General features: G+C 41.6%; 6 protein-coding genes, 2 tRNA genes, 2 rRNA genes and 1 pseudogene (1 of these 11 only partly in view). 7 read left to right on the top strand and 4 right to left on the bottom strand.

Features of this window, described 5'->3' with window-relative positions; all coding sequences use genetic code 11:
- From SJ2017_RS16975 to SJ2017_RS21970, 6 genes and pseudogenes are all read left to right on the top strand, one after another.
- Nucleotides 1–2,246, top strand: a 23S ribosomal RNA gene (locus SJ2017_RS16975); it begins 646 nt to the left of the window's first position.
- Nucleotides 2,247–2,407: 161 nt separating this feature from the next.
- Nucleotides 2,408–2,523 (top strand): 5S ribosomal RNA (rrf, locus tag SJ2017_RS16970).
- Between the two features lie 109 nt (nucleotides 2,524–2,632).
- Nucleotides 2,633–2,709, top strand: a tRNA-Asp gene (locus SJ2017_RS16965).
- A 631-nt stretch (nucleotides 2,710–3,340) separates the two neighbouring features.
- A tRNA-Trp gene (locus SJ2017_RS16960) sits at nucleotides 3,341–3,417 on the top strand.
- 496 nt (nucleotides 3,418–3,913) lie between these two features.
- Entirely contained in the window at nucleotides 3,914–4,264 is a 351-nt protein-coding gene (locus tag SJ2017_RS21975; protein ID WP_420876307.1) for a glycosyltransferase family 9 protein, read from the top strand.
- Nucleotides 4,265–4,364: 100 nt separating this feature from the next.
- Nucleotides 4,365–4,569 (top strand): annotated as a pseudogene (locus SJ2017_RS21970) (IS256 family transposase); the annotation flags it as partial.
- 23 nt (nucleotides 4,570–4,592) lie between these two features.
- On the opposite strand, the gene SJ2017_RS16950 reads toward SJ2017_RS21970, so the two are convergent.
- The 3 genes from SJ2017_RS16950 to SJ2017_RS16940 form a co-directional block, all read right to left on the bottom strand.
- Complete coding sequence (locus tag SJ2017_RS16950) at nucleotides 4,593–5,615, bottom strand: tyrosine-type recombinase/integrase (protein ID WP_080916550.1); 1,023 nt, start codon at nucleotides 5,613–5,615, stop codon at nucleotides 4,593–4,595.
- Nucleotides 5,602–5,823, bottom strand: a complete 222-nt coding sequence (locus SJ2017_RS16945) for a DUF4224 domain-containing protein (RefSeq protein WP_080916548.1) — start codon at nucleotides 5,821–5,823, stop codon at nucleotides 5,602–5,604. The genes SJ2017_RS16950 and SJ2017_RS16945 overlap by 14 nt, the downstream gene beginning before the upstream one ends.
- Nucleotides 5,824–6,578: 755 nt before the next feature.
- The gene (locus SJ2017_RS16940) at nucleotides 6,579–6,794 is read right to left on the bottom strand and encodes a hypothetical protein (protein ID WP_080916547.1); all 216 of its coding nucleotides are present in this window, start codon (nucleotides 6,792–6,794) and stop codon (nucleotides 6,579–6,581) included.
- Nucleotides 6,795–7,449: 655 nt separating this feature from the next.
- Between SJ2017_RS16940 and SJ2017_RS16935 the strand changes: the two genes are divergently transcribed.
- Nucleotides 7,450–8,478: a hypothetical protein gene (locus SJ2017_RS16935; RefSeq protein ID WP_244899717.1), complete on the top strand. Its 1,029-nt coding sequence runs from the start codon at nucleotides 7,450–7,452 to the stop codon at nucleotides 8,476–8,478.
- 426 nt (nucleotides 8,479–8,904) lie between these two features.
- On the opposite strand, the gene brxL is transcribed toward SJ2017_RS16935, so the two are convergent.
- Nucleotides 8,905–11,142 carry a protease Lon-related BREX system protein BrxL gene (gene brxL, locus SJ2017_RS16930; RefSeq protein ID WP_244899716.1) on the bottom strand — a complete coding sequence of 746 codons (2,238 nt, stop codon included), beginning with the start codon at nucleotides 11,140–11,142 and terminating at the stop codon, nucleotides 8,905–8,907.
- Between the last annotated feature and the right edge of the window lie 3 nt (nucleotides 11,143–11,145).

Below are 11,145 nucleotides of genomic sequence, written 5' to 3'. Positions count from 1 at the left end.
TTGCAAGGCGTAGACCCGAAACCGAGTGATCTAGCCATGGGCAGGTTGAAGGTTGAGTAACATCAACTGGAGGACCGAACCGACTAATGTTGAAAAATTAGCGGATGACTTGTGGCTGGGGGTGAAAGGCCAATCAAACTCGGAGATATCTGGTTCTCCTCGAAAGCTATTTAGGTAGCGCCTCGAGCGAATACCACTGGGGGTAGAGCACTGTTAAGGCTAGGGGGTCATCCCGACTTACCAACCCTTTGCAAACTCCGAATACCAGTGAGTACTACTCGGGAGACAGACGGCGGGTGCTAACGTCCGTCGTCAAAAGGGAAACAACCCAGACCATCAGCTAAGGTCCCAAAGTTATTGCTAAGTGGGAAACGATGTGGGAAGGCTTAGACAGCTAGGATGTTGGCTTAGAAGCAGCCATCATTTAAAGAAAGCGTAATAGCTCACTAGTCGAGTCGGCCTGCGCGGAAGATTTAACGGGGCTAAGCAATACACCGAAGCTATGGGTTTGCTCTTAGGAGCAAGCGGTAGAGGAGCGTTCTGTAAGCGGTTGAAGGTGAAGGGGTAACCCACACTGGACGTATCAGAAGTGCGAATGCTGACATGAGTAACGATAATGGGGGTGAAAAACCCCCACGCCGAAAGACCAAGGGTTCCTGTCCAACGTTAATCGGGGCAGGGTGAGTCGACCCCTAAGGCGAGGCTGAAAGGCGTAGTCGATGGGAAACAGGTCAATATTCCTGTACTTTTGCTAACTGCGATGGAGAGACGGAGAAGGCTAGGCTAGCGCGGCGTTGGTTGTCCGCGTTTAAGGTTGTAGGCTGTTCACTTAGGCAAATCCGGGTGAACATTAGGCTGAGAGCTGATGACGAGTCACTAAGGTGATGAAGTAGTTGATGCCATGCTTCCAGGAAAATCTTCTAAGCTTCAGGTTAGTAGGAATCGTACCCCAAACCGACACAGGTGGTCGGGTAGAGAATACCAAGGCGCTTGAGAGAACTCGGCTGAAGGAACTAGGCAAAATGGTACCGTAACTTCGGGAGAAGGTACGCTCCTGACGGTGATGAGACTTGCTCTCTAAGCTGTTGGGAGTCGCAGATACCAGGTGGCTGCAACTGTTTATCAAAAACACAGTACTGTGCAAAATCGCAAGATGACGTATACGGTATGACGCCTGCCCGGTGCTTGAAGGTTAATTGATTGGGTTATCTTCGGAGAAGCTCATGATCGAAGCCCAAGTAAACGGCGGCCGTAACTATAACGGTCCTAAGGTAGCGAAATTCCTTGTCGGGTAAGTTCCGACCTGCACGAATGGCGTAATGATGGCCACGCTGTCTCCAGCCGAGACTCAGTGAAGTTGAAATTGCGGTGAAGATGCCGTATACCCGCGGCTAGACGGAAAGACCCCGTGAACCTTTACTATAGCTTGGCACTGAACATTGAACCTACATGTGTAGGATAGGTGGGAGACTTTGAAGCTCAATCGCTAGATGGAGTGGAGTCAATCTTGAAATACCACCCTTGTAGTTTTGATGTTCTAACCGCGGCCCCTAATCGGGGTTCGGGACAGTGCCTGGTGGGTAGTTTGACTGGGGCGGTCTCCTCCCAAAGAGTAACGGAGGAGCACGAAGGTTGGCTAAGTACGGTCGGACATCGTACGGTTAGTGCAATGGCATAAGCCAGCTTAACTGCGAGACATACACGTCGAGCAGGTACGAAAGTAGGTCATAGTGATCCGGTGGTTCTGTATGGAAGGGCCATCGCTCAACGGATAAAAGGTACTCCGGGGATAACAGGCTGATACCGCCCAAGAGTTCATATCGACGGCGGTGTTTGGCACCTCGATGTCGGCTCATCACATCCTGGGGCTGAAGTCGGTCCCAAGGGTATGGCTGTTCGCCATTTAAAGTGGTACGCGAGCTGGGTTCAGAACGTCGTGAGACAGTTCGGTCCCTATCTGCCGTGGGCGTTGGATGATTGAAGGAAGCTGCTCCTAGTACGAGAGGACCGGAGTGGACGAACCGCTGGTGTTCGGGTTGTTATGCCAATAGCATTGCCCGGTAGCTACGTTCGGAATCGATAACCGCTGAAAGCATCTAAGCGGGAAGCGAGTCCTAAGATGAGTCATCCCTAGGAATTTAATTCCTCTAAAGAGCCGTTCGAGACTAGGACGTTGATAGGCAGGGTGTGTAAGCGTTGTGAGGCGTTGAGCTAACCTGTACTAATGACTCGTGAGGCTTAACCATACAACCCAGATGAGTTTTTATCTGAGTTGATGGTAACTAGATTTATTACTTACTGTTGAAGGTAAGACTTAGTGAAGAATATAAAGCGCTTAGTAAAGTAGAAAACTCAAACAGCTTTCCGAATTTAGTTAATTGCGATAAGCGATTAACACCCGAATTTGCTTGGTGACAATAGCATTGTGGTACCACCTGATCCCATCCCGAACTCAGTAGTGAAACGCAATCGCGCCGATGATAGTGTGGGGTCTCCCCATGTGAAAGTAGGTCATTGCCAAGCGCCTAATTTACTCGAAAGAGTAGCTTTATCACGATAAAGCGAGTCTACTAACATTGACAAGTTAGCGACTTAAAAAGCATTTAGCATTACGCGTAAGCATTTTGCTAAAGGAGCGGTAGTTCAGTTGGTTAGAATACCGGCCTGTCACGCCGGGGGTCGCGGGTTCGAGTCCCGTCCGCTCCGCCAACATAAAGACGAAAGCCTCTACAGTAATGTAGAGGCTTTTTTCGTTTTGGTTATCAATGATTTCTGTTATCTACCAACAATCCCCATTATAAAAGATACTTTTGCAGTCAATATTTAGGGATGCTAACTCAACTAAACACGCTTAATAAGATACTGAATGTTTATATCAAGGCTTTCAGTAAATGCTAGGTATCACTCAGAAGTGAACCAGTGATTATTGAGTTATACCCTATCAACTTATACCCTATTAACTAAGTGTATCCATAAGTAATTGGGCCTTAATCTATCAATCTCAGAGTAGCCAGAGCAACCAGAGTGAACTCTTGTATATCGAGGCCAACTCTTGCAATATATGTTCGTTCTACTTAGTGTTACTCATTTAAGCATTAGCCAGTAAGCCACAGCTCATTAAATCGATAAATACAAATAGCACAACTAATCTTATCTTTTTATGCACTATAGATTGATCTGCTTATGAAGTATTAACGTATATGATAAAGAGATTTGTATAAGGTAAAGCCAAAGCGTATTCAATTTTACTAATTTGGCTGAAAAACCCACAGTCAGTAGTGTTTGAAGCAAATAATGCTTTACCTTTGTCGGTGGTTTTAGCATAATGCATCTCGTCAACAGGGGTATAGTTCCAATTGGTAGAACAGCGGTCTCCAAAACCGATGGTTGCGAGTTCGAGTCTTGCTACCCCTGCCAAATAAAACAACGGCTTGCATAGAAATATGCGAGCCGTTTTTAATTCTGTAGAATATAGCGTAGAAAATAAAGGTTTCATTTTCGAATTTATATTCACTTCGTACTGTCTGTAAATAATTTTGTTTAACTACCTTTCAATCACTATTCTATACGGAACAATACAAGGTTTTTTGAAAAAAAGAACTTGAAACATTCCATTACCAAGCCGAATAGGTATTAAAACTGAGCCTGATTTAACTGATTTCAGAACCATGAAAATCAAAATCAAAGTCAAAGCTGAGCCCGAATATCGTATGGTTTATCAAAAAAGTAAGAAAGCACCAATTCATTATCACCGTTTTAGTCACTCCTTCAAGTAAGTAAAGACCGATGAAGGCAGTTTCAAGTTTGAGGTGTAGCCTGATCGTAATGGCCGTTTCGAGCCTGAAATAGTAAAAAAACTCAGAGCGGTTTTACTTCCTTGAACGATAAGATATTGCATCTTTACGTCAAAGGGGTGGTAACAATAGTTGAATGCGATGAGTTAACACAACATGTGGACTCTCCTGATTCTGTTCAGTTAGCCTCACGGTTGGTTGAGGATTTGAGTTTGTCTAATGTTGAGTTAGTAAAAGGAATCACCAGTTTTGAGAGCGTCATTCCGATCATTCGCAACTCAGAACTACTGATCTCAGTAGACACATCTCTTGTTCATGTTTCTAAGGTGTTAAACAAGGGGGTGGTCGCCATCTTCCCTGAGACTATGTATGCATGGAAGACTTCATCGGTAGGGATAGTCTCTATCAGAAGTTCTATAGCTTTTGCCCTTCTGAGATTGCAGTGGGCTAAAAACCAGACAAACCTTTAATCAGATGCACAGAATAGATCGCTATCAAAATGTGAAATCAAGTGCAGTAATGGTCTAACCTTAATACGTAGTTTAATTCACGCTCAAGACAACCGATTGCATTTATAGAACCAATGCAATCGAGTGTGTGATTGTAAAGGTCATCAAGAATCCTAACTTTTTTAAATGATGACACCGCATAGAGAGTCGTTTACTTGGCGATTATGCAAGCTTCTAAGAAGTGGGCGATGCTGATTGGAAAACGGAAACCAGCATTAAATCGCTTTATTATTGTCTTTGAAGCTCGAATACCTGAGTACATATAAACTTGGCAGTTATACAGCATCTGCTACAGGGTCTTTGTACTACTGCCTATAGTTGGAACAATACTCACCTTGCGATCATATATGCCCAGCTGGCTCTGTGTCTTATGACCTGAGAATTGCTGCTTTTCAGCTGAGGTTCCTTTAAAGTCGGAGATCCCTTTAGCTTTAATATCGTGAAATGTAAACGAGAGCTCTATCTCTGGGTGTTTTTTCTTCACTCTTTTCTTCGCACGGTTCCAAGCACTACTTAAACCATCAGAAGAAAGCTTTCCACCATTTTTTTTATTGATAACATAGGCACTAGCAGCATCATTCTGCAGTAGCTCTGCTTCCTGTATCAATACCCTCAATCTTTTAGACCATGCCTTGATTTGTTTCTTGCCAGTTTTTCCTTGTTCAATATAAATTCCATCATCTGATAATTGTGACCATGTAAGATTTAGCACATCCCCCTTTCTTGCAGCACATAAATAACTTATCTCCATAGCTATTTTGAGGCGCGGTTCTGCGCATGCTAAAACTGCGCTGTATTCAGTGTCTGTTATATATCTATCACGTGTCTTAAGTTTAAACTTTTTTATCCCTTTGGCGGGGTTACTGTTGCATTTTCCTCGCTCGAACCCCCACCCAAACATTACACTAGCTGCCGCTAGTTCGTGGTTAGCTTGGGTTTTGCTAGCTTGTCCTCGCAGGTCCATATATTGGCGTATATCTGGGGCTCTAATATCATCTGGTTTCATTTCACCAAAGACATTACTAAATCGCTTTAGTTCTATGTCGCGATCTTTCTGTGTTCTTGGGGCAAGCTCGGAGTAGCTTGTACTGTTGAGATAGTCTATTACTAATCGATTTACAGTGTAGATTGTACTCATTTCTGCTATTTCACTTTCATATGCTTGCCAAACTTCAGCTTTACTAGCGGAACTCTTACATAGCACCTTCGTTGAGTTATGACGCTTTAGGACATAACTCTCAGCTACTCCTGCACGCTTATGTAGATAGACAAAAGGTGGCATCCATGAATCATTAGTATTACGAGTTCGCATTTAAGGCTCCAAAGTTTGGTTTAGCAGTTTTATTTTCTAGTTGAAGCGTTGCTCCATTAGAATTATTTACAAAATCCCAAGTTAGTGATGGTCGTCCATCTCTACGAATAAAATGTTTTATGCCTTGGAGTATTAGCCATTTGATTTGTGCGGCTGGCTGCGTGAGACCACTAAGTTGTTCTAAGTCTTTTTCTGTGAGTAGTGCCATTTGTTCCTCTTTTGAATAATCGACATTTTTTAAATCAAGGCCAGTATTTTCGTTATTGTCGATATTTCAAAAAAAAGATTATGCCAACTTACAAAGGAGTAATTATTTAGTATGATTTATGTTGTTGTTTTTTATTGTGATATTCTGGTTGTTTTTCTTTTTAAAAAATAATTTATTTTTTTTTGATTTTTTATTGCTTGTAGATATCTTCACGAAAATGCAGTTGATTCTTAGGTTTTAAACAACTTAACTTAGATGTGTTGAAGACGTAATTGCGGTAAATGGGGTAATAAATTAGAAGTTCTGTAAAAACCTCTAATTTATTTATATAAGATTTAGCTTGATAAGACCTAAATTATCATCACTTATTACTGACATTTTCAGCTTCTTTGCACTTTTTACAAATAATGATGCATCCGACGATTAATACAGTTAAGGGTAGTAAGAATTCCATGGAACCTCCTTTATAGGTATCAGCTTAGGGTGATTTAAGCTGATACCTTTGCTGATTTTGAATTTAAAAAAACTTAAATAGTAAGTAGCGACATTTTAACCAAGAGTCCTCAGGCAGCCCTTTGCCCCTATACTTTCTATCATAAGCACATTCTCCGATTATAAATTTCAAATACAATAAGCTTGAAGGTAAACAGAAAAAAGGGCTATTGGTTATCCAAAACATAGTCACACAAACTATAGTCGAGATGAGTAAAATAAGTACTGGCGTGTAACGAGCGTAAAACGCTTCGTTTTGTTGATTAAAAATCACTATCAAACCCCGAATCAAAGCCTGAGTCGAAACTTGAACAAGAATCAAAACTGTCGAAGCTTGATGAGATATCAGTATCACAAGTGCTTATTGAACTACTGCTTTCAGTGATACCGAATGGGTTACCTTTGATGTCTACACTGGAGCCTGAGACCATTGGTGTGCCATCAATATTGGTAATAGGGGCGTTATTTTTAGAAGTCATAATGTGTCCTTTAAAAAGAAGGTTAATTACTGTTCTAAATTTAAGTTAATGAAATAAAGTTGAATTGCAAACTTATTTATCTGCAAGGTCAGCAATAAAAATGTGCCCTTTCTTTATTCACCTCGTCGGTTACCTAGACTCTTTCAAGACTCAAAAAAATCGTTTTTCAGCTTTTATTCTCTTTGCATTTATTCGATAGAATTGTCTTTATCTAGCAAAAATCGGCACGATTTTCTGCAATAAAACGGCCTGTGAAACAGGCTTTCAAAACGCGGATGTGAGTTATTACGAAGTAATGGCGAGCAGCAGCACGCGCATGTACAGCTGGTCTGTACTAACCGAATTTTAGTTTTGCCTCAGCAAAATTTAGCCTCATATTTGGGACAAATTGAAGGCTAAACCTATGTGGTTTTCGTCAGAAAATCATAGCGATGAAAGAGGGAAATGAGGTGGAACACATCCCCTCGTCATAAGCGGTGAAAATGCGGTTAGTACAGAGCGTAGCGAAATACATGCGCGCTTGATGCTGTGAAGTGCTAGAGCGTAGCTCGTAAACCTGCGCCGATGACGAGTCATCAGAGCGGGTGGGCGCTTCAGAGCATATGAGGGATTAACGAAGTTAAACACTCATCAGCCAAAGGCTGGCTTTGTAGTGATGTTCATCGCTATTTTCATCCCGACAGGAATAAATCAGCTTAACGGCATGAATTACGTGACTTGTGGTGATAATTTGCAGTACCTGACACTAGTTATTGATATCAATAATTCAAAGAATTCGGATATCACTATGCACACACATCAAGCGTTACAGAATGCGATTAACGTAAGCGTTTATGAGGCAGGCGGTAAGGTTGAAAAGTTTCAGCCTTACCTGTTTATTCCTATGCGTTATTTCTGCGGTGCTAACAATAATCAAACGGGCAAAGCTCGAAGGGAACTCACTATCAAAATAGTGGCAAGATTCGGGATGACGTCACCTACGATTATTGCCTGGCTTTACGGTATTTCTAAGCGGCAGGCACTAGAGCATTTAAACAAGCTCGTGAAGGAAAAATTACTCAATGTGGTCATCACTCATCGGTCTTTAGATAATCGCGTCTATGTACTCGGTTATACAGGTGCTAAGTATGCTGAGGAGTTACTGTCAGTGGCCGTTTATTTTCGCTCAGGCGATAACCCATCATTAAGAGTCAATCTGAATACCGTGATGCATGATTTGATGATGCAGTATATCCAGCTACGAGGCGTACATAATAAAAGTAAGGATGGTGAAGATAATGTGTTTTGGCACTCTGTGGTGACAGAGTCGGAGTTTAAAAGGTTGTTTAACTCTCATGATGTGAGAAACGTCGATGGCATTGTGCTGGAAGTGTCTGGCAGCATTACAGCGATTGAAATGGAGCATTCATTTAAGACCAAGGCGGCAAGGCAAACCATTCTCTTAAAGTGGCTATACGGCTTAAATCATGGCTATTACGATAAAGTGATGCTGTTCTCGCAATCACAGCAGATATTCAGTGATATAAAACGATTACATGGACAGCTTTTTGAGGAGCTGAGTACCAGAATCGATAAAAAGACCCGCCAGCCTTTACTAACAGAATCTAACGTTGAGTTATTACAAAGCAGAATGATATACAGAACGGTTTTTTGCAGTGAATTAGATAAGATTTTTTATCAATAAAATTAAAGAGGGCACCGACAGGTGCCTTTGAAACGAGGCTTCTAGCATCACATCTGTGTTAAGTTACATCACTAAACCATAATACAATGGTTCACTTACGCCATCTTACTTTGGCGCTCAAACGGAAAAAAAGGCGCTATGCCTTTCCCCGCTATTGTAGCAGTCCTAACACCCCATAGTTACAAAAACACTAAAATAACGGCGTTTCGCGATCTACTCAAATTAAGTTTATAGTATGCATTATTATTCGAGCTAATCATGCTGAGCTAGTGATTAACTAGTACTTAATATTTTAATAACAATGGTTTATTAGTTTATTTCTGAGGAGTTACTGCTAAAAGAACTTCAGCTGCAAGGCATTGGTCACAGCTTGAGCATATTGTTCAAAGCTGTGATGTGAATTAGAATAGTTCGTACAATGTGTTGTTAGTTTACGCCCAGAGCTTTATACACAGCATCTATAGGGTCACTGTAAAAGCTTACCTGAAACTTGGTAAATGTTTCTGACGGTACGGTAGGAATATCACTTGCAGATGACATCGGCAGTAATATTTTAGTCGCACCAGCTTCATGAGCTACTTGCATTGATCCTGCCAAATCTGTCACAGGGTTTACCACACCACCTAAAGACATATCACCAAGTACAACCATCTGCTCTTGAATAGGTTTAGCTAGTAGGATTGAACAGAAGGCGACTAGAGATGCCAAGCTTGCTGTCTGTGTACAACCAGAGCTTTGTAAATCAACACTATGGAGGTTAAATTCAAACTCTGAGAATTTAGCTGAAGCATTAATACGGCTTAAATTACCTCTAAAGTAATCAAAACCAATCCTCACTTGCTCTTTTGCATGTGTATCATTACCAAAGCCTGTTGCACGGTGTTTGCCTGTACCAGCTGTTTTTTGTGTTTCTAAACGGAAAACACCGAGTTTGCCCATAGCACCATGACTGACAAAATGCACCACACCAGCATTTTGAGGGCCAGCAGGTATTAAATTAGAACCACCTTGTTCAGGCACATTAACAAAGAACTCTTCAAGAGTGTCATTATCGATGTAAGAAAAATTAACATCGAAAAATTCCATACCACCGATTTTCTTTAGCTGCTCTTTGACTCGGCGACGTGACTCAAGCGCATAGGTCAGACACACTCTAACATCTTCTTTATTGTATTCACCGTGCGGGAATAACAGCTTTAATAAACCTGAAGTGGTGCGCTTCACACCTATAACATCACGCTGATTTAGGTTATTACCAAACTTAAAGTACTTATTGATTGCATCAGAGAACGTCTGCTTGCGCATATCTCGCATGTATTCAGCTAGGTAGTCAGTGATTAAGCCAAAGCGGTCTGTAAAAAACTCAGGCCGCATTTTAGGTATTTCCCACCCAGGAATATAAGCATGGAAACGATCAAAATAGGCTGAATCAATCATTTCTGGAGGGAAGGGGGCTAACAGGTGGCTCGTTTTTACTAACGTTTCAACGCTTTGATCTATGTTGCCGACAAATACCATCGAAGCTTTTGCTTCAATGGAGTCTCGGCCACGGCTAAATGAGCCTGAAGCCATATAGTCTTTCATGATCTGAATGCCGTCTTTGTCTTTAAAACGGATACCAGCAACCTCATCAAGAGCGACTACATCCCACATGCCAACCAAACCCACTTGGCGAGATGACATGTTATAGAATAAGTTCGCAACGGTTGTTTGACCGCCAGATACCAAAAGCGAATTGGGTGAGCACTCTTTGTAAACATGTGACTTACCCGTACCACGAGGGCCAAGCTCACACACATTATAATTATTTTCTACAAATGGGATCATCCTTGCTAGCAAATGCCACTTAGCTCTTTGCTTTAAGTTTGCAGGCTCCATACCGATAGAACGCAGTAACAGATCAAGCCATTGATCCATAGTGAAGGCACGTCTTGCATCAAATACTTCCTGCATGTTCATTGATGGCATTTGAATAGCTTTCAATGTCACAACAGAAAAAGGTGATGTTTTTTGCCCTTCTTCAAAAAAGTAGCTCAAACTCACGATGCACCAAATACCACCCGTAAGTAACTTTTCATTGTCTTTAATGATACTGGCAGGGATGACAGCATCTTTAATTCCAAGGTTAGATAAGCTAGCCTCGTAAACGTCTTTTTTCTGGTTAAGTCTTACCGATACTTTATCAATAACTTTATGAGTGCCTTTTTCACGGATCAGTGATTTCACTTTCTCCGCTTCATCGGGTCTCACATAGTTATCAGTCAAGATTTGCTTAACACGGACTAAGCCAGCATCAATTAGGTCATCTTCAGCTGACGAGCAATACATACCAAGTAGATACTCAAGTACGTAAACAGGCACGTTAGCGCCTTCTTTTAACTGCTTAGTCAGATCTTTACGAACCACACGGCCTTTGAACTGAGTAGTCATTAGTTGGTCAAGGTCAACGTCACGGACTTGTTGAACTTCTTGAGCAATTTTTTCGTCATAAGCTAATGATTCAGTGAAGATATCTTCACCTTCATTATGTACGCTGTCATCACTCATATCATGATTGTCATCACCGTAATGGTGGTAATGATGCACTTCGATATTGCTGTCACTTTCATCTAAGTGTGAAGAGTGGTTTGTAGCGTTTTCTTCGTTGTTTTTGTGTTCATTCATCGT

Source organism: Shewanella japonica, assembly GCF_002075795.1.
Taxonomy (GTDB): Bacteria; Pseudomonadota; Gammaproteobacteria; order Enterobacterales; family Shewanellaceae; genus Shewanella; species Shewanella japonica.
The sequence above is the reverse complement of the archived record's forward strand: the minus strand, read 5'-3'. Positions and strand labels throughout refer to the sequence as shown.

What these genes read in the sequence shown, in the direction of transcription:
- SJ2017_RS16940 (WP_080916547.1), bottom strand. Translation starts at nt 6,794, where the DNA reads ATGACTTCTAAAAATAACGCCCCTATTACCAATATTGATGGCACACCA.
- SJ2017_RS16950 (WP_080916550.1), bottom strand. Translation starts at nt 5,615, where the DNA reads ATGCGAACTCGTAATACTAATGATTCATGGATGCCACCTTTTGTCTAT.
- SJ2017_RS16945 (WP_080916548.1), bottom strand. Translation starts at nt 5,823, where the DNA reads ATGGCACTACTCACAGAAAAAGACTTAGAACAACTTAGTGGTCTCACG.
- SJ2017_RS16935 (WP_244899717.1), top strand. Translation starts at nt 7,450, where the DNA reads ATGTTCATCGCTATTTTCATCCCGACAGGAATAAATCAGCTTAACGGC.
- brxL (WP_244899716.1), bottom strand. Translation starts at nt 11,142, where the DNA reads ATGAATGAACACAAAAACAACGAAGAAAACGCTACAAACCACTCTTCA.